Annotated in this window: 32 protein-coding genes; 29 read left to right on the top strand and 3 right to left on the bottom strand. The window is 45.2% G+C overall.

Going from position 1 to position 23,647, the window contains the following annotated elements:
• The first annotated feature begins 20 nt into the window (after positions 1-20).
• A complete protein-coding gene (locus QGT46_RS00535; RefSeq protein ID WP_024728248.1) occupies positions 21-779 on the top strand; it encodes a DeoR/GlpR family DNA-binding transcription regulator in 759 nt (252 codons plus the stop codon).
• Here the strand turns inward: QGT46_RS00535 and QGT46_RS00530 are convergent.
• The gene (locus tag QGT46_RS00530; RefSeq protein WP_148458905.1) at positions 769-1,677 is read right to left on the bottom strand and encodes a PfkB family carbohydrate kinase; all 909 of its coding nucleotides are present in this window, start codon (positions 1,675-1,677) and stop codon (positions 769-771) included. The two genes, QGT46_RS00535 and QGT46_RS00530, sit on opposite strands and share 11 nt — an antisense overlap.
• Positions 1,678-1,743: 66 nt before the next feature.
• Between QGT46_RS00530 and QGT46_RS00525 the strand changes: the two genes are divergently transcribed.
• The 5 genes from QGT46_RS00525 (at position 1,744) to QGT46_RS00505 (ending at position 4,403) form a co-directional block, all read left to right on the top strand.
• The gene (locus tag QGT46_RS00525) at positions 1,744-2,706 is read left to right on the top strand and encodes a D-2-hydroxyacid dehydrogenase (RefSeq protein ID WP_024728246.1); all 963 of its coding nucleotides are present in this window, start codon (positions 1,744-1,746) and stop codon (positions 2,704-2,706) included.
• Positions 2,707-2,784: 78 nt separating this feature from the next.
• The gene (locus QGT46_RS00520) at positions 2,785-2,931 is read left to right on the top strand and encodes a 4Fe-4S binding protein (protein ID WP_148458904.1); all 147 of its coding nucleotides are present in this window, start codon (positions 2,785-2,787) and stop codon (positions 2,929-2,931) included.
• Between the two features lie 32 nt (positions 2,932-2,963).
• On the top strand, positions 2,964-3,086 hold the full coding sequence (locus QGT46_RS00515) for a hypothetical protein (protein ID WP_301589065.1): 123 nt from the start codon (positions 2,964-2,966) through the stop codon (positions 3,084-3,086).
• Entirely contained in the window at positions 3,076-3,201 is a 126-nt protein-coding gene (locus QGT46_RS17455; RefSeq protein ID WP_334298281.1) for an iron hydrogenase small subunit, read from the top strand. The genes QGT46_RS00515 and QGT46_RS17455 overlap by 11 nt, the downstream gene beginning before the upstream one ends.
• 215 nt (positions 3,202-3,416) lie before the next feature.
• Positions 3,417-4,403, top strand: a complete 987-nt coding sequence (locus QGT46_RS00505; RefSeq protein ID WP_148458903.1) for a bile acid:sodium symporter family protein — start codon at positions 3,417-3,419, stop codon at positions 4,401-4,403.
• A gap of 178 nt (positions 4,404-4,581) precedes the next feature.
• Here QGT46_RS00505 and QGT46_RS00500 read toward each other — a convergent pair whose 3' ends face one another.
• Both QGT46_RS00500 and QGT46_RS00495 read right to left on the bottom strand, forming a co-directional pair.
• Positions 4,582-5,130, bottom strand: a complete 549-nt coding sequence (locus tag QGT46_RS00500; protein ID WP_148458902.1) for a flavodoxin domain-containing protein — start codon at positions 5,128-5,130, stop codon at positions 4,582-4,584.
• On the bottom strand, positions 5,127-5,570 hold the full coding sequence (locus QGT46_RS00495; protein ID WP_148458901.1) for a MarR family winged helix-turn-helix transcriptional regulator: 444 nt from the start codon (positions 5,568-5,570) through the stop codon (positions 5,127-5,129). The genes QGT46_RS00500 and QGT46_RS00495 overlap by 4 nt, the downstream gene beginning before the upstream one ends.
• 140 nt (positions 5,571-5,710) lie before the next feature.
• Between QGT46_RS00495 and QGT46_RS00490 the strand changes: the two genes are divergently transcribed.
• The 23 genes from QGT46_RS00490 to QGT46_RS00380 all read left to right on the top strand — a co-directional run bounded on the left by QGT46_RS00490 (position 5,711) and on the right by QGT46_RS00380 (position 23,515).
• A complete protein-coding gene (locus tag QGT46_RS00490) occupies positions 5,711-6,700 on the top strand; it encodes a LacI family DNA-binding transcriptional regulator (RefSeq protein WP_270431176.1) in 990 nt (329 codons plus the stop codon).
• A 128-nt stretch (positions 6,701-6,828) separates the two neighbouring features.
• Positions 6,829-7,014 carry a hypothetical protein gene (locus tag QGT46_RS00485; protein ID WP_235824532.1) on the top strand — a complete coding sequence of 62 codons (186 nt, stop codon included), beginning with the start codon at positions 6,829-6,831 and terminating at the stop codon, positions 7,012-7,014.
• Between the two features lie 153 nt (positions 7,015-7,167).
• A complete protein-coding gene (locus QGT46_RS00480) occupies positions 7,168-9,072 on the top strand; it encodes a sucrose-specific PTS transporter subunit IIBC (protein ID WP_148458899.1) in 1,905 nt (634 codons plus the stop codon).
• Positions 9,073-9,082: 10 nt separating this feature from the next.
• The gene (locus QGT46_RS00475) at positions 9,083-10,546 is read left to right on the top strand and encodes a glycoside hydrolase family 32 protein (protein WP_148458898.1); all 1,464 of its coding nucleotides are present in this window, start codon (positions 9,083-9,085) and stop codon (positions 10,544-10,546) included.
• Entirely contained in the window at positions 10,543-11,514 is a 972-nt protein-coding gene (locus tag QGT46_RS00470) for a carbohydrate kinase family protein (protein WP_148458897.1), read from the top strand. The genes QGT46_RS00475 and QGT46_RS00470 overlap by 4 nt, the downstream gene beginning before the upstream one ends.
• Positions 11,515-11,845: 331 nt before the next feature.
• Positions 11,846-12,163, top strand: a complete 318-nt coding sequence (locus tag QGT46_RS00465) for a PadR family transcriptional regulator (RefSeq protein WP_148458896.1) — start codon at positions 11,846-11,848, stop codon at positions 12,161-12,163.
• Entirely contained in the window at positions 12,156-12,767 is a 612-nt protein-coding gene (locus tag QGT46_RS00460; protein WP_148458895.1) for a DUF1700 domain-containing protein, read from the top strand. The genes QGT46_RS00465 and QGT46_RS00460 overlap by 8 nt, the downstream gene beginning before the upstream one ends.
• Positions 12,764-13,000 carry a hypothetical protein gene (locus tag QGT46_RS00455; RefSeq protein ID WP_024728235.1) on the top strand — a complete coding sequence of 79 codons (237 nt, stop codon included), beginning with the start codon at positions 12,764-12,766 and terminating at the stop codon, positions 12,998-13,000. The genes QGT46_RS00460 and QGT46_RS00455 overlap by 4 nt, the downstream gene beginning before the upstream one ends.
• A 122-nt stretch (positions 13,001-13,122) precedes the next feature.
• Positions 13,123-13,353: a hypothetical protein gene (locus QGT46_RS00450; RefSeq protein WP_301589276.1), complete on the top strand. Its 231-nt coding sequence runs from the start codon at positions 13,123-13,125 to the stop codon at positions 13,351-13,353.
• Complete coding sequence (locus QGT46_RS17170) at positions 13,350-13,430, top strand: N-acetyltransferase (RefSeq protein WP_301589269.1); 81 nt, start codon at positions 13,350-13,352, stop codon at positions 13,428-13,430. Before QGT46_RS00450 ends, QGT46_RS17170 begins: the two co-directional genes overlap by 4 nt.
• Positions 13,431-13,692: 262 nt before the next feature.
• A complete protein-coding gene (locus QGT46_RS00440) occupies positions 13,693-14,625 on the top strand; it encodes a sugar-binding transcriptional regulator (RefSeq protein WP_148458894.1) in 933 nt (310 codons plus the stop codon).
• A 56-nt stretch (positions 14,626-14,681) separates the two neighbouring features.
• Positions 14,682-14,975, top strand: a complete 294-nt coding sequence (locus QGT46_RS00435) for a PTS sugar transporter subunit IIB (protein WP_024728232.1) — start codon at positions 14,682-14,684, stop codon at positions 14,973-14,975.
• Positions 14,976-14,996: 21 nt separating this feature from the next.
• Positions 14,997-15,890, top strand: a complete 894-nt coding sequence (locus tag QGT46_RS00430) for an aldo/keto reductase (protein WP_148458893.1) — start codon at positions 14,997-14,999, stop codon at positions 15,888-15,890.
• A gap of 29 nt (positions 15,891-15,919) precedes the next feature.
• Positions 15,920-17,167: a PTS galactitol transporter subunit IIC gene (locus QGT46_RS00425; RefSeq protein ID WP_024728230.1), complete on the top strand. Its 1,248-nt coding sequence runs from the start codon at positions 15,920-15,922 to the stop codon at positions 17,165-17,167.
• A gap of 35 nt (positions 17,168-17,202) precedes the next feature.
• The gene (gene deoC, locus QGT46_RS00420) at positions 17,203-17,859 is read left to right on the top strand and encodes a deoxyribose-phosphate aldolase (protein ID WP_148458892.1); all 657 of its coding nucleotides are present in this window, start codon (positions 17,203-17,205) and stop codon (positions 17,857-17,859) included.
• Between the two features lie 15 nt (positions 17,860-17,874).
• Positions 17,875-18,174 (top strand): hypothetical protein, encoded by a 300-nt coding sequence (locus QGT46_RS00415; protein ID WP_024728228.1) that lies wholly within the window; start codon positions 17,875-17,877, stop codon positions 18,172-18,174.
• Positions 18,175-18,188: 14 nt separating this feature from the next.
• Positions 18,189-18,671: a PTS sugar transporter subunit IIA gene (locus tag QGT46_RS00410; RefSeq protein WP_024728227.1), complete on the top strand. Its 483-nt coding sequence runs from the start codon at positions 18,189-18,191 to the stop codon at positions 18,669-18,671.
• A 405-nt stretch (positions 18,672-19,076) separates the two neighbouring features.
• Positions 19,077-19,940 (top strand): damage-control phosphatase ARMT1 family protein, encoded by an 864-nt coding sequence (locus QGT46_RS00405; RefSeq protein ID WP_148458891.1) that lies wholly within the window; start codon positions 19,077-19,079, stop codon positions 19,938-19,940.
• A 210-nt stretch (positions 19,941-20,150) separates the two neighbouring features.
• Positions 20,151-20,750, top strand: coding sequence for a recombinase family protein (locus QGT46_RS00400; protein ID WP_024728225.1), 600 nt, complete (start codon positions 20,151-20,153; stop codon positions 20,748-20,750).
• Between the two features lie 143 nt (positions 20,751-20,893).
• Positions 20,894-21,181, top strand: a complete 288-nt coding sequence (locus tag QGT46_RS00395) for a hypothetical protein (RefSeq protein ID WP_024728224.1) — start codon at positions 20,894-20,896, stop codon at positions 21,179-21,181.
• An 86-nt stretch (positions 21,182-21,267) separates the two neighbouring features.
• Positions 21,268-21,684, top strand: a complete 417-nt coding sequence (locus tag QGT46_RS00390; protein WP_024728223.1) for a secondary thiamine-phosphate synthase enzyme YjbQ — start codon at positions 21,268-21,270, stop codon at positions 21,682-21,684.
• Between the two features lies 1 nt (position 21,685).
• Positions 21,686-22,396, top strand: a complete 711-nt coding sequence (locus QGT46_RS00385; RefSeq protein ID WP_148458890.1) for a tRNA threonylcarbamoyladenosine dehydratase — start codon at positions 21,686-21,688, stop codon at positions 22,394-22,396.
• Between the two features lie 141 nt (positions 22,397-22,537).
• Positions 22,538-23,515, top strand: coding sequence for a LacI family DNA-binding transcriptional regulator (locus QGT46_RS00380; RefSeq protein ID WP_024728221.1), 978 nt, complete (start codon positions 22,538-22,540; stop codon positions 23,513-23,515).
• Positions 23,516-23,647 lie beyond the last annotated feature (132 nt).

Below are 23,647 nucleotides of genomic sequence, written 5' to 3'. Positions count from 1 at the left end.
GAGACTGACAGGAGGACCGTATGTTTGCAGAAGAACGAAAAGAAGAGATCATGAGGCTTTTGAAAGAAAATAAAAGGGTGAGCAGCGCCGAACTTTCTGAGCGGTTTCATGTGAGCGGAACGACGGTCCGCACCTATCTGATGGAACTGGAAAATGCCGGGAGGCTTACAAGGACCCACGGAGGGGCTCTGCTGAACGAAGATATTTTAAATGTGGAAGAATCCATTGCCGCAAGAAAGCAGAAATGTCTGAGAGAAAAGCAGAAAGCAGCGGCAAAGGCCAGGAGCATGATTAAGGATGGAGACACGATCCTTCTGGACAGCGGAACGACCATGCTGGAGCTTGCAAAACTCTTAAAGGATGCAAAAAAGCTTACGGTCGTGACCAATGACCTGCCTGCTGCCATGGAACTTCAAAAAATGGAGGGCGTCTATCTGATCCTGATCGGAGGGCATGTGCGGACAGCCTTTGAAAGCACAGTGGGCAGCATGGGCATGAAATTTCTTGAACATATTTCGGTAGAAAAGGCATTCATGTCATCGGACGGTGTGTCACTGACCAAGGGCGTCACCACACCAAATATGGATCAGGCAGAGATCAAAAAGGAAATGATGGCCGCGGCAGATCAGAATTATCTCGTATGCGATACGTCCAAGATCGGAAAACGTACCATTTGTTCGTATGCAAAAATCGGAGACTTCGACGGCTTTATCCTGGATGAACCGCTGTCCGATGAAATGAAAGAAGCATTTGAAAGCTATGGGACGATTATCTATTGAGGCATTGTAAAAATGACTGATGATCCAAAGAAGCTCCCTTTTTTTCGACGACCGCCGCGGAGATCAGATTGGCCCTGCGGACCGCGTCGGAAAGTGAAGCTCCGAGTTTTCTAAGTGCCATTACAGCTCCTATGTGGGCGTCACCGGCTCCGGTGGCGTCCATTTGTTTTGCACTTCTGGACGGAAGAAATAATCCATTTCCGTTTTCCAGGCAGTATGCTCCGTCTTTGCCCAGAGTGATCACTATATCCTGTCCGGTCAATCTGCTGATGGACTGTGCGGCATGTTCTGCCGTTGTTTCGCCGGACAGCATGAAGGCCTCTGCCTCATTCAAATGTACTACAGGTTGAAGTGCAAAAAGGCGTTTCATCAGATCTTTCGGCTGTTTGTCAATCCTTGGACCCGGCGCATAATAGATGTCCATATGCGGCTGCTGTTCTAAAAACGAAACGATGTGTTCTCCGGTTTTTTCTTCGATTTCCAGTCCACAGATATAGGCTGTGTCATAGTCGGAAGCATCAATCAGATCAAACCACTCTTTCTGAAACAGATATTCGGCTCCGTGGTAAGAAGCAAAAGTCCGTTCGCCTGTCTGGTCGACAAAACAGTAGCAGCAGCCGTTTTCAAGATCAGGGACAGGCAGGACAGGGGCAACTCCACGCTTTCTCCATTCTTCTCTGACAAAATCTCCATAGATCCCGGTGCCGGCCGGAGAAAACAACAGGTGAGGCACCTGGAAATGCCGGATGATATCGGATACATTAAAAGCACATCCGCCGATACAGAGATGCTGATCTAAGATATGCACATCTTCCCCGGGTGCCGGGAGTTTTTTGACATTTATAATTACATCGGCCACAGAGGAGCCGATAATCAAAATTTTCTTTTTCGGGTTCATATTTTTTCCTCCATGCCTTATGATATAATAAAATCCCTAAAAATAAAACAGGATAGGAGAATCATTATGACAAAGAAAAAGATTTTGACCGTTGTTCCGATGAGTGATACATATAAAGAGAAGTTAAGAGAGGTTTCCGAAGGATGTGATATTAGGTATTCTTCTTATGAGGATGTGGACAGAGAAATGGTGCAGGAAGCAAATATCATCATCGGAAATGTCCCCGCATGGATGATCGGCATGTCAAAAAATCTGGAACTTTTGCAGCTGAATTCTTCCGGGACCGATGCTTATATGGGCGTGAATATTTTAAATGACAATACAATCATGACCAGCGCTACCGGCGCCTATGGAAAAGCCGTGGGGGAGCATCTGTTTGCCGTGCTCATGTCTATACAAAAGAAACTTCACGTATACCGGGATAACCAGAACCGCTGCGACTGGTCCGATGAAGGGCAGGTCCTCTCACTGACCGGAAATACGGTGCTGATCGCGGGACTCGGAGATATCGGGCTGTCATTTGCTAAATTGATGAAAGGGCTGGATTCCTATGTGATCGGGATTAAGAGAAGGAAGGGAGAGTGTCCGGAGGGAGTGGATGAACTGCACACCATGGAGGAACTCGATGAGCTGCTCCCAAAGGCTGATGTTGTCGTCTCTATTCTGCCAAATACACCGGTAACGCGGGGTGTGTTCGGAAAGCAGCAGTTCAGGACAATGAAGAAGACCGCTGTCTTTCTCAATGCAGGCCGCGGAAATGCCGTGGATACGGAGGCGCTGTGCAATGCTCTGATCACGGGAGAGATCTATGCCGCGGGACTGGATGTAACAGATCCGGAACCTCTGCCCCAGGAACACCGCCTGTGGAATATTAAAAATGCAGTAATCACACCTCATATTTCAGGGGACTTCCATCTTCCGCAGACACTGGATTTTATCGCAGACATCGCAGTGGAAAATGTCAGAAGATATCTGAGCGGAGAAGAATTGCTTCATGTAGTTGATTTTCAGACAGGATATTGCAAATAAACATTGTGCTCTCCTGGAAAATAATATATAATAATAGTAATTTTTACTGTTTATTGCATATTACAAGAGGAAAAACCAATGAGTAAACATTTGCCAGTCGATGTAAGAGTACCGATCGATCAAGATAATCCGTCTATCATGAGACATGAGGAAAAATGTATCAGCTGCGGGCAGTGTGCCAATGTCCGTCCGGTCGAGAGTATCACTGAGACATACGAATACTAGGAGATTACTGCAAGAAAGAAGACTTGAGGGTCATGGAAGGAGTTAAGGAGGCAAGCCTTGATATCGGCGGTCTCACAGTCAACGTGGCAGTGATCTACGGCACAGGAAATGCCAGAAAAATGATTGATAAGGTGAGGTCTTCGGATAAGCCATGAAAATGAGCAGATTAAGAGACTTTATGAGGAATTTTACGTGGAGCCGTTAAGCGAGCTGGCAGAACAGAGGGGGACCGTACCATTCTTTCAGTTCTGCTGGAGAATAAGGGGCTGAAAAAAGCTACGAATTATGGCAGGCTTTTATGCTGAGGACCCGGATGAAGGAGAGATTTTGTTTTGTCTTGCTCAGGCATCTCAGGCTAAGAACATTCCATGGGAGGCTGAAAGTCCTGGATTTTTCAATAATATACGTATTTCCTTTTCTTGACACATTCTGTTCATTAGAATAAAATATCCAATAGACTTATATATGAAAGATGGAGGATACATATGAAAACCTTACAAAAAATCAGCAGTATGCTGTCCAGCAAAACGTCTGTTTTTGTCATTTTAGTGGCAATCGCAGCCTTCTTTGTCCCGGATGTTTTCTCCTGGGTACAGGGAAATAATCAGAGCCTTGTACTTGGAGTCATCATGTTTACGATGGGATTGACATTGACGACAGAGGACTTCAAAGTGTTGGCAAAACGCCCGCTGGATATCTTTATCGGAGCAGTGGCACAGTATCTGATAATGCCGTTCCTTGCTTATGGGATTTCGACTATCCTGCGCCTGCCCAATGAGATCGCCATCGGATTAATTCTCGTCGGGTGCTGCCCGGGAGGGGTATCATCTAATATCATGTCATACTTATGCCATGGGGATGTGCCGTTTTCCGTGGGAATGACTACGGCTTCCACGCTTTTGTCACCGGTCATGACACCGATGATGGTACTGTTTTTGGCAGGAGCGAGGATCGAAGTCAACGCCGCTTCCATGTTCATTTCGATCGTGAAATCTGTGCTGCTTCCAGTCCTGCTCGGATTTATACTGAATACGTTGTTTGGCAAAAAGGAAGCATTCAAAGAAGCACAGCAGGTCATGCCGGGAATATCAGTAATCGGACTGGCATTGATCGTCGGAGGCGTCATTGCACTTCAGGGAGCGAATTTCTTTAAATCCGGTGCTGTGATATTTATTGCAGTCTTGCTGCACAACAGCCTTGGATATGCCCTTGGCTATGGAGTCGGCAAACTGACAGGAATGAACACAGCAAAGAAACGCACAATTTCTATTGAAGTCGGAATGCAGAATGCGGGACTTGCTACAAATCTGGCGACAGCCCATTTTGCTGCGGCACCTCAGGCGGCTATGGCCAGTGCTGTATCCTGTGTATGGCACTCAATTTCAGGAACTATTCTGGCAGGAATCTATTTACAAAAAGACAATATGCAGGAAGAACAGGTAAAAAACCGGGAAGCAGCAGAAACAGAATAAAATTTTACGGGATACACTTGTATTGTACAGGCGTATCCCTGTTTTATGGCTTAATTTCAGAGTTTTTGACGAAAATTCTGAAATAATTGGTGAATATTCGCAGTTTAATTGCATTTTTTTTCCTCTTTATTTTCCCATGTTTCTAATTTTTGATTAAGAGGATCTTTTCTTGGAATTTTTAGATATATTGACTGGCATCCTGCACCAGAGGAATGATGCTGCTCCGGTCGGTAAAGTCAACCAGTGTCCCATAAGTGTCAAGGATTCCCTGATCTTCTTCCGTCCGCTCCTCAGGTTTTTTCTTTGAGAGCATTTTTTTCATCATCCACATCATGACCCGGTGCTTTGTGCTGAGCCGTTCATAATCCATTCTTCCTCTGAAATGGTAAGAAGAAATCTGTTCTTTTAATTTACCGGTGAAAACTGAATCTAAGTTTTTTAAAATATGTTCTATGTTTTCAGGTTTCGCAGGATCGGCAATTCCGCAAGTGAATAAAAACACTTTTTTCTTCTGAATAAATTCAGGATGGCGGGAGATCAGGGAAATACCGGTGACTCCTCCGGCATAAAGGCCGCCGCCGTAAATAATAATGTCATAAGGCTCCAGGACAGAAATGTCCAGACTTTTATTTTCATATAGATCTGCGGACAAGGCGTCGGCAATCCACTGTGCGTACTGCTTTGTGGAACCGTAAACGGACCCGTAGACAACTGCGGTTTTCTTCATATATTACATTCCTCCATGTTTTTCATCATAGTATTCAGGGTTTCCAGTGTAGTTTTCAGCTGTGATTCTGAGATACCCTTGTATAAAAGATCCATAAAATCTTCTTCCTTTGAGGCATATGCAGACTGCAGTGACTCGGCCTTTCTGCCAAGGCGAACCCGGCTTTTGCGGCGGTCGTCGGGGTCTGTTTCTATTTCTGCATAACCCTTCTGCTGAAGTTTTAAAGCGATCTGCTTTACATTCTGGTGGGAACTGCCCATCAGGGAGGAAAGCTCATTAAAGGTTGGGGCATACTCAAAGGTATTGAGAGCAGCCAGAAGAAACCATTGTTTTGACGTGATCTCTTCATAAAAGCGGTCTCCGATCGACTGGAGCCGGTTGCTGGTCGTAAATAATGCTGCAAACAGCAGGTGTCTGCTGTCGTAATCTTCCAATTTCATAGTCAAAGCACCTCCTATATGTAATATATTACACAAATAATAAAATGTCAAAGAAAACAGAAAGAAACCGGATTCCGGTTGCACAATCCGGAAAATCATCTTACAATAAAATCAAGTATGAGAGAAAGGCAGGATACACAATGCCAAAAAAAATAACAATGGCTGTTGTGGCAGAGATGGCGGGAGTGACAAAAAGCACGGTTTCCCGTTATTTTAATGGGGGATATGTCAAAAAGGCTACAAGGGAAAAGATCCAGAAAGTAATCGAAGAATATAATTATGCGCCGAATACATTCGCAAGGCTAAAGGCAAAGGAAAGCAATGTGATCGGGGTCGTAGTGCCCACTCTGAATTCCAAGGTTACCAGCCGTGTCATCACAAGCATTGACCGGTATTTAAGGGACAGGAATTATACAACACTGATCAAGAATTCGGATCACGATATTGATCTGGAGCTTTTAAACATACAAAAGCTGATCCATCTAAATGTAGATGGGATTTTGATCAGCTCTATTGCGATCACAGAGGATCATCACGATATTTTTGAACAGACACAGATTCCCATTGTTATCCTGGCTCAGGATTATGAAGACGGGATTTCTATCATCGACGATGATTACAATGCAGGAAAATGTGTGGGAGAATATATCGGAAGGACAGGTCATAAGAAAGTTGGATATATTGGCGTTTATGAGACCGATGAGGCCGTAGGTGTCCGGAGGCGTCAGGGAGTTCTGGACGGACTTGCGTCATTCGGAATTTATGATCCGCTGATAAAAAAGAGTGATTACAGTTTTCTCGGAGGACAGAAAAATACGAGAGAGATCCTGGAGGAAATGAAGCCGGACGCTATTGTTTGCGCCACTGACCGCCTGGCGTTCGGGGCCTATAAAGTTTTGCAGGAGAAAGGACTGCGAATTCCGGAAGATATTTCGGTCGTGGGATTTGGTGGATATGACGAGAGCAGTCTTTTAACGCCGGAGCTTACGACACTGAAATTTGATTCGTATGGGATGGGATATCTTGGGGCGGAAACGATTCTCAAGATGATAAAAGAAGAACCGGTATCCAAAAAACAGATCGTAGAGTATGAATTTATAGAAGGAAAGAGCGTAAAAAATCGAACATAGGACTGCAAAAAGGCCATAAGATCCGGATTTAGCTGGAGCTTATGGCCTTTTTTTCTGTCAGAAAAGTCTGTCTGCGTACAAAATATAGAGTGAAGGCGGGAACTGTTCAGGGGACAGGAGACAAAATTATGAAAGCTACGGAGAAGAATTTTATAAATTTCATAAAGAAAAGGAGGGAGGAAGGGCTGCTCTATGCAGTGGAAACCTATAGTATTTTAAATAAGATAAAAACAAAAGTCCCGGAGAGTGAAAGAGAGCTGGAAGATCAGGAAGTGACAGATCAAATCAAGGCAAAGTATTCATCAATAATTTAGTTTTTGTTGAATACTTCTAATCAGGAGTCTTTAATTTTGTGCAAAATTTTATGGAACCGATACCATAAAAGTATTGACGAAAAGATAGAATCGTCCTATAATACAAATATGGAACCGATACCATAAATATCGTAAGGAGGATAAGAAAAAACTATGGATTATGCAAAGATTGCAGGCCAGGTCATCGCTAACGTGGGCGGAAAAGAGAATATCAAATCTGTGGCACACTGTGCGACCAGGCTTCGTTTTCAGCTGAAGAATAATGACTTGAGAAATGAAGAGGCCATCAGTGACTTAGAAGGGGTGAAAGGAGTCTTTTTAACCCAGTCACAGTTCCAGATTATTTTTGGATCAGGACTCGTAAATCTGGTCTGTGACGAAGTACAGAAACAGATTGGGGATGTCTCCTCAGCCGGAGGAGAAGAGGAGAAAGAAGAAAAGCAGGGCTCTGTCGTACAGCGTTTTGTAAAGATGCTCAGTGATATTTTTGTCCCGATCATCCCGGCCATCGTGGCAGGCGGTCTTCTGATGGGACTGAACAATATTTTGACTGCGGGATTGTTTGACGGCAGATCGATCATTGAATTATATCCACAGTGGAAGGGGCTGACTCAGGCAGTCAATACATTTGCCAACGCACCGTTTACATTTCTTCCGGTACTGATCGGATTCAGCGCCACGAAGAAGTTTGGAGGCAATCCGTTTTTAGGCGCGGCAATGGGTATGATCATGGTACATCCAGACCTTTTAAATGCTTACCAGATCGGCATCGGGCAGGCACCGGTATGGGATATCTTCGGATTCAACATTCAGGCGATCGGTTATCAGGGAACGGTACTTCCTGTTCTGGCAGTTTCCTGGATCCTGGCCCAGATCGAAAAAAGGCTGCACAAAGTAACACCTACCTGGCTTGACAATCTTACGACACCATTGCTTTCTATTATCGTGACTGCATTTTTAACATTCATCTGTGTGGGACCGGTATTAAGAGAAGCAGGTGACTTATTAGCAGACGGCATCACATGGGTTTACAATACACTTGGCGCTGTGGGAGGTGGACTCTTTGGTTTTGTATACGCACCAATCACGATGACAGGACTTCACCACAGCTTTATTGCCATCGAAACTCAGCTTCTGGCCGCAAAGGCAGTGACCGGAGGAAGCTTCATCTTTACGACAGCAAGTATGAACAATGTTGCACAGGGAGCGGCAGTTTTAGCAGTCCTGTTCCTCACAAAAGATCAGAAACAGAAGTCTATCTGTTCTGCATCCGGAGTATCCGCATTATTGGGAATCACGGAGCCGGCCATGTTCGGTGTGACATTGAAATTAAAATATCCTTTCTATGCGGCGATCATTGGTACCGCAGTGGGAAGTGCATATGCGGCAGCTACAAGAACACTGGCACAGGCATTGGGAGCAGCGGGAATTCCCGGATTTATATCAATGAAACCGGAGCATTTCCTTCACTTTGGGATCGGATTGATCCTCTCCATGGTCATTTCAGCAGGACTCACGGTTGTGTTCTGGAAAAAATATAACCTTGGCGGTAACGAAAAAACAGTAAAACCGGTACAGACCTCTGAAGAAAGAGAGAAAGCGCCGGAACAGGCAGAAACAGTGCTTTACTCACCGATGAAAGGGGAAGTGCTTTACATCACAGAGTCTGAGGATGCTGCATTCGCATCGAAAGCCATGGGGGACGGTGTGGCCGTCAATCCTTCTGAGGGCACAGTTTACGCGCCGTGTGACGGTACCGTAACTATGATCTTTCCGACGAAACATGCGATTGCGATTCAGACAGAAACAGGAAAGAGTTTTCTGATTCACGCGGGAATTGACACAGTAAAAATGGAAGGGGAAGGCTTTGAGACATTCGTAGAAGCCGGAACAAAGGTAAAACAGGGAGACAAGATTCTTACGTTTGATATGGATCTCGTGAAAGAAAAAGGCTACAGTGCTCAGACTATGATGACGCTGGCAGAGGGAGACGGCCAGGTGGAAGTCATTCCAAAGACTGGTGCAGATACAAAAACACAGGTTATGATCGTTAGATAAGAGGGAAATCATGTTTAAGAAGTATAATAAAGTATTGAAAGAAGACTATGAAAAGTGGTATGCTGAACATGAAAGTGACAGAGAAGAGACAGCGAAAGATCCGATGCGGCTTAAGTTTCATCTGATGCCCAAGACCGGATGGCTGAACGATCCCAACGGACTGTGCCAGTTTCACGGCACCTACCATATCTATTATCAGTACACCCCGTTTGAACCGACTGGAGAACTGAAGCTTTGGGGGCATTATACGACAAAAGATTTTGTTTCTTATATAGATGAAGGACCGGCATTATTTCCGGATTCGGAGTTTGACGCCCACGGTGTCTACTCCGGTTCCGCCTTTGTAAAAGAGGATACGATTCACTATTTCTATACAGGAAATATCAAGTATTTTGACAGGGATGATTACGATTACGTCAACTCAGGACGGGGCAGCAACACGATTCATGTGGCCAGCAAAGACGGATATCATTTTTCTGAAAAAGAGCTTTTAATGACCACGGACGATTATCCTGGAGATATGAGCTGTCATGTGCGAGATCCGAAGATCATCCAACGAGGGGATGATTACTACATGGTCCAGGGAGCCAGGGATATGGACAGCCATGGACTGATCCTGATGTTTCATTCAAAGGATCTGTCTCATTGGGAGTATTTTGACAGGATCGTTCCGAAAGAACCGTTCGGCTATATGTGGGAGTGTCCGGACTTGTTTGAGCTGGACGGACAGATGATGCTGATTACCTGCCCTCAGGGGGTAGAATCGAAAGGCATCGACTATCAGAATGTGCATCAGTGTACAGCGGTGAAGATTGACTATGACTTTGAGAACAAGACATATGAGATCTGCGATAACCTGGAGTTTCAGCAGTTAGACAGGGGCTTTGATTTTTACGCGCCCCAGACCTTTGAGGATGAGAAAGGACGCCGTATCCTGATCGGATGGATGGGGATTCCGGATGCCGGTTACGCGAATCCGACAGTTGAGCATGGATGGCAGCACGCACTGACGATACCAAGGGAACTGCACATAAAGGATGGAAGGATCATTCAGCAGCCCATAAAGGAGATGGAGCAGATGAGAAAAGGAGAACTGATCTGTACATTTTCTGAACAGGGCAGGATGGAGAGCAATCTAAAACTGTATGAAGCAGAGATTCGATTCAGACATTGTGCTGATATGGTTCTGACTTTAAAGAAAGGTGTCACTTTGTCCTATGGTGACGGACTGCTCACCCTTGATCTGGGGGATTTTGGTGCGGGCAGGACGACAAGATGTGCCGGATTGGATGAATTAAAAGACCTGCGGATTTTCGCAGACACTACTTCTCTTGAAATTTTTGTAAACGGCGGTGAAGAAGTCTTTACCACCAGGGTATACAGCAGCCAGGGAAAGCTTGGCATAGACGGGGACTGTTCGGGTACCATGAAGATCTATTGCCTGCGGCCCCTGGAGATAGGAGAAAGAGAATGACCAGAAAATTATGCGGAATTGGAGAGGCACTGATTGATTTTATTCCGGAAGTCAAAGGACAGAGATTAAAGGATGTACCGTCTTTTACCAGGGTAGCAGGAGGGGCTCCTGCCAATGTAGCCGGTGCGGTGACGAAGCTCGGGATTCCGTCCAAGTTTTTGACAAAGCTTGGAGACGATCCCTTTGGTGATTATATAGTTGAAGTACTTGATGAGGCTGGAATTGACACAAACCATATCAAAAGGGACAAAGAAGCAGAGACGGCTCTCGCCTTTGTCTCTCTGGCATCAGACGGGAACAGGGATTTTAAGTTTTACCGCAAGAACAGCGCGGATCTGCGTTATAGTGTCTATGACATCGAGCCGGATGTTCTGGATGACTGCGGGATGATCCATTTCTGCAGCGTAGACTTGGTGAATTCGCCGATGAAAGATGCACATAAAAAATTAATTGACATGGCTAACGGCAAAGACGTGCTTGTATCATTTGATCCAAACCTCCGTTTTTCCCTGTGGGACGATTTACAGGAACTGAAAGAGACAGTCAATGAATTTTTGCCTTTTGCGGATATCATAAAAATCTCGGATGAAGAGCTGGAGTTTATCACAGGACATACGGATATAAGGGAGGCAGTGCCTGATCTGCTGAACGGAAGGACGAAGTATGTCATCTATACAAAAGGAAAAGACGGCGCGGAGATTTATACGAAACATGGAATGACGGAAGCACCCGGATATTCCATTGACGTAAGAGATACGACCGGAGCGGGTGATTCCTTTATCGGAGCGTTTTTATACCAGCTTTTGAGGGATGAAGTGAGGGATCTGGAAGCGGTGGATTTGGGGACTTTAAAGAAGTATCTGGATTTTGCTAATGCGTATGCGGCCTGCACGACGACAAAAGAAGGAGCACTGGCAGCCATGGCAGATGCCCGGGAGTTTGCCGATTTCAGAAAGAATCTGCAGTAATTAAAATACATAAAAAGCGAAAAGCCAATGAGCCTTTGAAAAAGGTTTCGCTGGCTTTTTTTCGTTTCATAGGAAAGTTCTACGACCTTCCCTATGAAATAAAAACGCTCCGCGGGTTGTGTACAGATGCGTAAGGAAATTATTTGCCTGCGGCAAATTGCATCTGGCACGCAAAGTTGTCAAGCCCCTCAAAGAGTGAGGGGTTGGGGCGTTGAAGTGGGCTTGCCCACTTTGTTCGTTTATTGTCCGATTAATCTATAATGAAGTTATAATTACCTCTTGACACATTATACTATGCAATATATAGTATAATGCATAAGGAGGCGATAGATTGAATGTACAGTTGAAAAAAGGGTTTTTAGAGTTTTGTATTTTGGCTGCCCTCTGTGAGGATGACTCCTATGGTTACCAGATCATCAAAGATGTATCGGGATGTATTAAGATATCCGAGTCAACTCTGTACCCCATTCTGAAACGTCTGGAAAACAGTGGACATCTGAATACTTACACGGTGGAACACAACAGCCGTCTCAGAAAGTATTACAGGATAACAGAAAAGGGAAGAGACCATATCAGAGAATTTTTGGATGAGTGGCAGCAGATCATGGGTATTTATGAGTTTGTGAAAGGAGCGGCAGAACATGAGTAAAGAAGAGTTTTTAGGAAGTCTTAACCGGCTTTTAAAAAGTCTTGGGAAGAGTGAGAGAGAAAAATCGCTCTCCTATTACAATGAAATCATTGACGATTATATGGAAGACGGATATACAGAGGAGGAAGCGGTGGGGCAGATCGGCTCTCCGGGGCAGATCGCACAGGAGATTCTGGAGGAACAGCAGACACAGATGAAGACGCCGATGTCCCGCGGGATGAAGGGATTAATCGCAGTCCTGCTGGTCCTTGGCTTTCCGCTCTGGGGATCTTTGGTGCTTGCCGGATTCTGTCTCGTGCTGTCTGCTGTTTTGCTGGTACTGTCTGCCTACATTGTTATCTGGTGTATTCCGATATGTACCGGAGCAGTTTCAGTGGCAGGCCTGATCCTGTCGGTAGTCAGTATGGGCGGCGCAGCAGTGATCATTTTTCAGAACTCTGCGGCAGGGGTCATACAGCTGGGCGTTGGCATGTCATCTGCGGGTATTTTTATTCTGGCAGGCCTGCTGACATGGATTTTAGGAAAATATTTCGTGAAAGTAACTGTCAGATTCAGTAAATGGCTGGCAGGGATAATCACCGGGATGAGGAGGAAAAAACTATGAAGATCAGAAATTTAAAAAAGAAATGTCTTATAATGAGTGCGGTTTTTCTGATTATCGGGTCTGTCCTTACAGGGGCCGGCTGGAGCATGGCAGATTTTAAGGCAGAGAATGTGAAAGAAGAGGGAAAACCAAAGTGGTACCGGACATTTTATGCAGATGAGCAGGGAGCGTGGATCGGCATCCAGGTCAAGAAGGGTGTTTATCTGCTTACATTCGGCGGCACCAGAGAGTGATTCGAAATAGATCCATCACAGTTTTGTTACAAATTTCTCCTTGGATTTTGTTATAATAGACAGACAAGTTGACAGGAGGAATGGTTATAAGTATAAGATGCAAGCAGTTGATAGGAATCTTGATGTCTGTTGTTCTGGCAATGGGAAGTCTTTTGGTTCCGGTTTCAGCAAAAGAAAAAACAGATATTACGGAGCTGCTAAAAATAAAAAGCAGAGCAGCGTACAACAAGGGCAGAAAAGCGGCAGGGAAAAACAAGGCAGAGATTCATGTAAAAAAGTATCGCTCTATAGGTGAGATGTGGCCGGAGAACTTTTGGAAACGGCGGCAGAACAGCTGGAAGAAAGAGGAATGAAGGTGATCCCGACCTGTTCCTACGCGGTGCGGTGGTTTGAAAAGCACCCGGAATACCAGAAACTTTTGAAATCTTAGACGGCGGACGAACCGCTAAAAAACTGAAAAGGGATGTGAGAACTGTACAGAAAACAGGACTTACATCCTTTTTTGATTTTTTTGGAAAAATTATAAATCCGCTCAACGAGTGAGGGGCCCAGAAGAGGAGGCGACTTGTTCATTTTGCTGTTGAGAAAATTTTCCTGTGAGTAAATTTTATTGACTTTTTTACATAAGTGTTATATTATAAAGATGAACAAAATAACAGTATATGTTCAAATGAACAAAAAGAGGTGATGACATGGATATGCAGAGAAGAACTATGACTATGATCAGCAAGCTGTATTATGAAGAAAATATGACCCAGCAGCAGATCGCAAAGCAGACCGGATTGTCCAGGATGAAAGTGTCCAGGATTCTCCAGAAGGCAAAGGAAGAAGGCATCGTAAGGATTATCATAGATTACTCCGGCGTTTATCCGGAACTGGAACAGGACATCAAAGGAAAATATAAGTTAAAGGATGTGGTCATCGTAGACACCTCCATCGGAAATTCTTCAAAAGAACAGGTGGCCTCCGCCGCGGCCTATTATCTGGAACGGCATTTGGAAGCCGGCTCTACAGTCGCCGTCGGGTGGGGGTCCACGATGCGTCTGATCCCGGATTATATACAGAAGATGGATGATCCGGAGCTGTTATTTTCACCAATCATCGGCGGACACGGACAGAGCGAACTGGATATGCACGCCACGACCATAGCTTCCAACCTGGCAAAAAGAACAGGAGGAAGATCGCTGTCCCTGATTGCTCCAGCACTTGTGAAAAATAAAGAAGAGAAAGCATTTTTGACAGATGACAACCAGGTAAAACGTGTAATCGAGCGCACAGCCAAGGCAGAATACGCGGTTTTCAGCCTTGGCAATCCGCTGGCAAAGGACAGCAGCATCAAAAAGTCGGGCTACATTTCTGAGGCAGACTTAAGACAGCTGGAAAAGGAGGATGCCATCTGTGACGTTGTCTCCGTTGTTTTTCTGGATAAGAACAGCCATATATGCTGTGAAAATATTACTGAGAGATGCATAGGGATCACCGAGGAACAGTTAAAAAGGATTCCCAACAAAATCTGTGTGGTAGAGAGTGAAGAAAAATATGACTCCGTGAGATCCGCACTGGAGGCAGGATATATCGATATATTGATCACGGATCAGGATACCGCGGAGTATCTGTCCAAATGATTTTAAGGACCGGAAAACCGGTCTTTAAAAATAAATTAAGAAAGGAGGTGGATGACATGAAGGAATACCATATTTTGATCGCCTGCGGGAGCGGTATTGCTACCAGCACGGTGATTGCCAACCGGGTAAAGAATCTCTGCGAGGACAATGGATTTAAAGTAAAAGTACAGCAGGTGAAAATTGTGGAGGTAGAAAAGATGGCTTCGGAATTTGACCTCATTGTTGCAAGCACGAGAGTTCCTGAAACAGTAACGACACCGTCAGTATTTGCCATTAACTATCTGACAGGGATCAAACCGGAAGCTGTTGACGAACAAATTCTTAAGGTCCTGAGGGACCTGGGAGAATGACGATGTATATGGAGGTAAAGCATGGAATATGTAACAATGGCGGAAGGCCTTGAGTTTTCCAGGGTGGTGCTTGGTTTTTGGAGACTTTTAGACTGGAATCTTTCAACTGATGAACTGATCCGCTATCTGGAAGAATGTCTGGATTTGGGGATTACGACGATGGATCATGCGGACATTTACGGGGACTACACGGTCGAAGAGAAATTCGGGGAAGCCATGAAAAAAAGGCCGGATCTCAGAGACAAAATGCAGATCATTTCAAAGTGCGGCATTGTCTACAAGTCAGAAACTGCACGTGTCAAGTATTATAACTACGGTACAGACTACATCATCGGACAGGTGGAGAAATCTTTGAAATATATGGGACTCGATCACCTGGACACATTGCTCCTGCACCGTCCGAGTCCGTTTATGGACCCGGAAGAGATCAGCAGGGCGTTTGAAATCCTTTTAAAGGAAGGAAAAGTAAGGACCTTTGGAGTATCTAATTTTCTGCCGGACGAATTCCGTCTGCTGAAATCTTATCTCACCGTGCCTTTGATCACCAATCAGATCGAACTTTCTCCGCTCAGGATGGGAAATATGGAAAACGGAGTCATGAATCTTTGTCTGGAGGAGAGAATTCACCCGATGCTCTGGTCTCCGCTTGCCGGAGGCAGGATCTTTACCGGGCAGGGAGAAGAGGAAATAAGGCTCAGAGAGGTTTTAGAAGTCATCCGGGAGGAGATCGGTGCGGAGGACATCGATGAAGTGGCCTTCGCATGGCTGTTCTCACATCCGGCAAAGCCGATTCCGATCACAGGTTCAGGAGAAATCGGATTGGCAGAGAGGCCGGTCAAAGCGCTGAAATACCGGCTGACGCCGGAACAGTGGTTTATGGTCTGGACGGCAGTCAAGGGCCACAAAGTACCATAGATGAATGAGGGTACAATGGGAGGAATTGTATGGAAATATTAAATTTTATATTGGGATTGGGTTCCACAGTTATGCTGCCGATCATTATTTTCGTGTTCGGGCTCATCATGAGGGCAGGATTTTCAAAATCATTTAAATCCGGTGTGACCATAGGAATCGGATTTACAGGGATCAATCTGGTCATTACACTGTTGACGGATCAGCTGGGCCCGGTGGCACAGGCCATGACGGAACGTCTGGGACTGGATCTTCAGGTCATCGACATCGGATGGCCGGCAATGTCATCTATTTCCTGGGCGTGGGCAGCGGCAGGTCTGATGATACCGATCGGACTCGTGATTAATTTCGTGATGCTGACGCTGAAACTTACGAAGACCATGAACGTTGACATTTGGAACTACTGGCAGTTCGCTTTCGTGGGATATGCGGTGACAACCGTGAGCGGAAGCCTGCCGATGGGAATTATTGCAGCCAGTGCACTGTCCATCCTCGCGCTGATTCTTGCAGATTACACCCAGCCTTTTGTGGAAAAGTTCTTCGGCATGCCGGGCATTTCATTTCCGCATTTGACGGCACTTGGATTTCTGCCGCTGGTCGTGCCTTTAAACTGGCTGATCGATAAGATTCCGGGACTCAATAAGCTGAATGCCAATCCGGAGACCATCAGAAAACGGTTCGGCATCTTCGGAGAACCAATGTCCATGGGCTTGATCATCGGTCTTGCACTTGGGATTTTGGGAGGACAGAAGATTGACGCAGTTTTAAAACTTGCCATCACCATGGCAGCGGTCATGTATCTCATGCCAAAGATGGTAGCGATTCTGATGGAAGGGCTGATCCCGATCTCAGAGGCTGCCAGGGAGTTTATGGCAAAGCATTTCGGGGACAGAGAAATCTTTATCGGACTGGATGCCGCAGTTTCTCTGGGAGAGCCTTCTGTAATTGCTGTAGGGCTTCTGCTGGTGCCGATCACGATACTGCTGGCTATCGTACTGCCGGGCAATAAACTCCTGCCGTTTGCGGATCTGGCGGTTATCCCGTTCATCGTATGTCTGATCACTGCCATGTCAAAGGGAAATGTCATCCGGGCGCTGATCGTGGGAACAGTCGTTATGGCATGCGTATTATTGATGGCAACAAATCTGGCACCGATCGAGACGCAGATGGCATTGACTGCAGGAATCAAAATGCCGGCGGGAGCATCCCAGATCGGAAATCTTGACCGCGCGAACCTGATCTCGTGGCTGTTCGTTAAGATATTCTCGCTGTTTGGCTAAATAACACATTCATTGATTAAAGGAGAAAGAAGATTATGAAAATGACAAAACAAGAATTTTTAAGCAAAGTGGACCACTCATTGTTAAAACCTCAGCTGACCAGAGAAGAGATCATGGAAGGACTTCAGTTTGCAAAGGAGAATCACTGTGCATCTGTCTGCATCAATCCGTGTAATCTGGATATGGCAAGAGAAGTACTGGAGGGTACCGATGTAAAGATCGGAACGGTGATCGGATTTCCCTCAGGGGCACATACAACATTTTCAAAAGTAGCGGAGGCAGTGGATGCATATGCCAGAGGGGCAGTGGAGCTTGATATGGTCATTGACATCGGGGCACTGAGGAATGGTGAATACGAGGATGTAAAAAAGGACATCGAGGCAGTGGTCAATGCGACACCGGGCATAGTAAAAGTCATTCTTGAGACCGCATTTCTTACCAAAGAAGAGATCAAAAAAGGCTGTGAACTGACAGAGGAGGCAGGGGCTGCCTACGTAAAGACATCCACAGGATTTGCACCTTCCGGGGCTACGGTTGAAGATATCAAACTCATGAAAGATACTGTGTCTGAGAAGGTTCATGTAAAAGCCGCCGGAGGGATCAACAATTTTGCAGAATGTGTGGCAATGATTGAGGCGGGATCTGACCGGATCGGCATCAGCAAAACAAAAGCGATCCTGGAAGAATTCTAATAGGAGCGTGATATTATGAGAGAGACATCTTTACTGCTGGCCGGGGGCATGAAGAAAGAAAAAGCCCAAAAGGCGGCAGATTTTCTGAAAGAAGGATTAATAGAAAGGGACATAAAGGCCGAGGTGACATTTGTAAATACATATGAGGTGACGGACATAAAAAGTCTGGAAGAGGGCCATGATATGGTGATCTCCACGGCGACAGGCAGTCTGAATACATCGCTTCCGGTACTTCAGGGACTGTGTCTTTTATATCCATGGATGGGGACAGGGAAACTGTATGAGGAAGTGGAAAAGAATCTTGACGGCAGATAAAGGGAGGAGACAGGATGGAGCAGATTTTCAGAGAAGATTTCATCTGGCTGGACGAAGCATTTGAGGACAGAAATCAGTTTTTTGAACAGATCGGAGAAAGGCTTTATGAGCAGGGCAAAGTCAGAGAAAGTTTTGCCGATGGGCTGAAAAGCAGGGAAGCAGTTTATCCTACAGGTCTCAAGACCGAAGCATTTGAGATTGCGATTCCGCATACGGATGTGGAACATGTAAAAGAGGCATCCATATCTTTTGTAAGATTTAAAGAGACGGTTTTGTTTTCGCACATGGGAGATCCTGAAATCCAGGTGAACGCAAAATTTGCTTTTGTTCTGGGCGTCAAAGAGCCGAGTCAGCAGGTAGAGGTGCTGAGTACTCTGGTTTTGCTGATCTCCAATGAAGAAGAAATGGCAAAGCTTGAAGTTCTGGATTCACCGGCGCAGATCTGTGCACTGCTGAATGAATTTTTTAAAGAGCATATGCAGAAAGGGTTAAAATGATGGATATACAGCACAGAAAGAAAAAAGAAACACTCATAGACAGTCTTCATTTGGGGCGAAGCGTCGGCAGAGCATTTCTTTCTTATGGATGTATTATATCATAACCGTACACTATTTTCCAGGGACTTGCGGCGCAGGTCCCTGATATGTTTCATCTATGGGAGATGGGGACAATCAATCCCTGTCTCGATTTTTCCACGAAAAAAGCAGGAACCGGGCTGGTCATTTCTTCCGAGATTCATCACAAAGCAGCGAATGCCTGAGAAATGGCTGGTACAGTGCAAAAGGATATGTGCCGTCAGAGGATGAACTGATAAGGAAATGCTTTGCAGGCAGAGGATTGAATGATATTATAAAGGTATGATTTTTATGAGTCAGTGATTCAGGGATAAGGAAAGGGAAATTATGAGGACAGGGAAATATTGCAAGGAATGTCTGCTTCGGAGCGAAGAGCGGAAAGTGGAACAGGAGCAGAACTGGGAGAAGAAACAGCTGTTTCTTGACCAGGTGCGGGCAGCTTTAAGAGATGAGGATCTGGAACTGTCTCCGCCGGAATATCTGGCTGAGTTTACAGAACTGTATGAGCGGCACTTTGGGGCGCAGACAGCCTTTGATCCGCTCAAACGGCATTTTAATGAACTGATGCTTAAAAAAGAGCCGGAGATCAGAAAAAGGATCGAGGCGTCTGAAGATCCGGTAGCTACAGCGATTCAGGCGGCACAGGCGGGGAATTACATAGACTATATCGCTCTGGGCGAAATTGACGGGGACCAGCTGGAACAGCTCTTGTTTCAAAATGGAGAAAAAGGGCTGAAGCCTGAGGTTTACGATTCTTTTAAGGCAGATCTCAGTTCTGCAAAAAACCTTGTCTATATTACAGATAACTGCGGTGAGATTGTGGTGGATAAGGTTTTGATCCAGGAACTGAAAAAATTTTATCCTCAGGTTGATGTCACAGTGATCGTTCGTGGAGCGGGTGTGGCAAATGATGCGTCCATGGAGGATGCAGTACAGGTGGGTCTCTCCGACGAGGCCAGGGTGATCGGAAACGGTACGAGGATCGCAGGGACCAGCTTAAACAGGATCAGCAGGGAAGCAAAAGAAATCATTGGCAGAGCCGACGTGATCATAGCGAAAGGACAGGGAAATTATGAAACCTTATCCGGATGCGGGCTGAATGTATATTATCTTTTCTTATGCAAATGCGACTATTTTGTAAAACGGTTTGAGGGGGAATATCTTCAGCATATGTTTATAAAGGAAATGTAAAAAAAATTTCAAAAGCTCCATAATAAATAGTATCCCGCCGAGGCAGGGTACTATTTTTATAACAGAGGAAAGTTCTGGGAACCTTCCTCTGCCATAAAAATTCTCCGGTGGGATCGCACTGCGGCGCATAGGGAAATTGCTGCCTTATGGCAGCCAACGCAGGCGCAAAGTTTCGTTTACGAAACTCTATTTCATATGGAGGTGAGTTTTATGGCATCAAATATTTATGGTTATGCCCGTGTGTCAACTAAGGACCAAAATGAGAGCAGACAGCTTCTTGCACTGGAAGCGTTTGGAGTGGAGAGAAAGAATATTTATTTGGACAAATTGAGCGGAAAAAACTTTGACAGGCCCAGCTACAGGAAACTGACAAAAATACTGAGGGAAGGAGACGTACTGGTGATTCAGAGCATAGACAGGCTGGGGCGGAACTACGGCGAAATTCTGGAGCAGTGGAGGGTCGTCACGAAAGAGACCAAAGCCGATATCGTCGTTCTCGATATGCCGCTTTTGGATACAAGAAAGAAACAGGATGATCTCACAGGCACATTTATAGCCGATCTGGTACTTCAGATTTTAAGCTATGTGGCCCAGACAGAACGGGAAAATATAAAGAAACGCCAACAGGAAGGAATCAGGGCGGCCAAACTGAGAGGTGTTCATTTTGGGAGGCCGAGGAAACCGATACCGGAGAAATTTTATGAGTTAAAAGAACAGTGGAAACGCGGTGAAATTTCATCACGGAAAGCCGCTGCACAGCTTCAGATTGCCCAGGATACATTTCTTAGGTGGGCGAGAGGACAGAAGTAAAAGAAATAGTAGACATTATCATTCAATCCATTTTGTACATAAAACTGCAAAAAATATTCATATATTTAAGAGATAAATTCATTTCTTACAGTATACATTAAGCGAACGAAAAAGTCTGCTTTATCGTTCTTTGGAGGTAAGATATGATACAGAAGAAAAAAGATTTCAGGAACAGGCTTTTAGAATATCTGGCAGAGGAGGCGGGCTGTCAGGATTTGTCCGATCTGCCCACCGGTTTTTGGTTCCCGGTGGCATGTTTTATTGCCGGTTCCGTTAAGGCTGAACGTTACAGCGTGAGGGAATGGAATGAGGCTGTCAGATATCTGACAGGGGAGAATATCCGGTTTGCTTCTCCCATACAGGCACAGCAATTTCTGGAAGTAAATAAGGACAATTTTTATACGGATAACAAGGCCGGAAAAAGGATGTAATGTCTGTTGCAGATAGATGTTGTATGGGTTAAGATATTGTAGAAAGAAAACAAAAAGTATCACTCATATAATATCCAGGAGGTTTTATGAAATCATACAGAGAAGTACTGCATTTTCATCTGCCGTCCAGGCGGGGGATTGTGAATATTACGGATAAGGTCCAGGCTGCTGTGGATAAAAGCGGCATAAAAGAAGGCATGGTGTTAGTAAATGCCATGAATATCACAGCCAGTGTATTTATTAATGACGATGAGTCCGGGCTTCACCATGACTATGAGAAATGGCTGGAAAAACTGGCCCCTGAAAAACCATACAGCCAGTATCAGCATAATGGATTTGAGGACAATGCGGATGCCCATCTGAAACGGACGGTCATGGGCAGGGAATCTGTTGTGGCAATTACTGAAGGTGATCTGGATTTTGGCACATGGGAACAGATTTTTTATTTTGAGTTCGACGGCAAACGGGACAAGCGTGTACTGATCAAGATTATTGGAGAATGATATGGAGAACCAGTGGATCAGAACAGAGCTGCTTTTGGGAGAAGAGGCAGTAGAACAATTAAAAAAGTCCCATGTGGCTGTATTCGGAGTCGGGGGAGTGGGAGGCTATGTGGTGGAGGCATTGGCAAGGACGGGTGTCGGCACTTTTGACCTGATCGACAGAGATACGGTTTCCGTTTCCAATATCAACCGTCAGATCATCGCCACACACAGTACTGTCGGTAAAGTCAAAGTGGAAGTGATGAAAGACAGGATTCTGGAGATCAATCCGGAAGCAAAGGTGAACATTCATAAGTGCTTCTTTCTGCCGGAAAATGCAGGGGAGTTTGATTTCAGCCGTTATTCTTATGTTGTGGATGCAGTAGATACGGTAACTGCAAAGATTGAGCTTGTGATGCAGGCCCGGAAAGCCGGAGTCCCGATCATAAGCAGTATGGGGGCGGGCAATAAGCTGGACCCGACAAAATTTGAGGTGACGGATATCTATAAGACATCCGTCTGCCCTCTGGCAAAGGTTATGCGAAAGGAATTGAAAAAACGGGGTGTAAAAAATCTAAAGGTAGTATACTCTACAGAAAAAGCCCTGCAGCCTGGAGTTGATCTGTCCGGGGAAGAAGGCAGAAGAGCGGTGCCGGGAAGCGTGGCGTTTGTGCCTTCTGTGGCAGGACTGATCGCAGCAGGGGAAGTCATCAAGGATCTGATCACTAAATAAAGCAGCAGGATGATTGATGTATACTGTGGATTATTTAGTGAAGTAACAGAAAGGATCCCTGCACATTTGTTTTCTTGACGGATCTTAAGGAAATGATCTAAAATATCTTTGAATGAGTCCAAGAGATAAAGGAGAAATAAAATGAAGCCGGGAATAAAAGATGTGGCAAAAGTTGCGGGAGTTTCACCAACCACCGTTTCCAGAGTGCTGAATGACCGGGGGTATATCAGCGAAGAGACGAGAAAGAAAGTTTACCGGGCTATGAAAACGATTGACTATACTCCAAATGAAATAGCCAGGGCACTGTTGAATAACCGAACGTACCTGGTGGGTGTCATCGTTCCATCAATCTCCAGTCCTTTCCACGGCCAGGTTGTACAATATGTTGAGCAGTTTCTTGCAAAGGACAATTACAAAACATTGCTGTGCAACAGCAAAAACAGGTCGGATACGGAAAAAGAATATGTCAGTATGCTGAGGCGGAACCAGGTGGACGGCATCATTGTGGGAACCCATAATGAAAATTTAAAGGAGTATGAGGAGGCCAAACTTCCAATTGTGGCCATTGACCGTTACATTGCAAAAGATGTGGCAACAGTTTCCTGCGACAATTACATTGCAGGGAAGATCGCTACTGAACGGCTCATTGCGAAAGGCTGCCGTCATATTTTGTGTATCCGTGGAAACAGCCGGCTTAAGATGCCTGGAAACGACAGAAGCCGCGCATATATGGAAACGATGAAAAGATATCACTATGAACCGCTGATCATGGAAGTGGAATTTATAAAAACAATTGAGGAAAAGAAGAAGCTGGTCAGCGAAATGTTGGAGAAACATCCGGAGATCGACGGAGTCTTTGCTGGTGATGATACACTGGCAGTGCTTGTATTAAACCTGGCCAGGGAAAAGGGAATCCAGATACCCAAGGATATGAAAGTGATCGGAGTGGACGGCGCAGAGCAGACACTCAGTATGGTGCCGGAGCTAACAACGGTCCAGCAGCCTATTGAAGCCATTGCAAGGGTGACGGTCCAGACGCTGATCGATCAGATTGAAGGGAAAGAAGTGGAGAGTCATACGGATCTTCCTGTTCGGCTGATTGAGGGTACTACGGCGTAAACAGATATGGTAAAAAACGAAAGAAAGTTCTCAGGGACTTTCTTTTTTTTGTTGGATATCACCAAATCTGCAATGGAAATTTTATTTAAAGTGACAGTGTGGTAACGATTGACATATGAAAACGATTGACAT

This window comes from Anaerostipes faecis (assembly GCF_910574135.1).
GTDB lineage: Bacteria > Bacillota > Clostridia > Lachnospirales > Lachnospiraceae > Anaerostipes > Anaerostipes hominis.
Note: the sequence above shows the minus strand (reverse complement) of the source record. Positions and strands in the feature narration are given on the sequence as shown.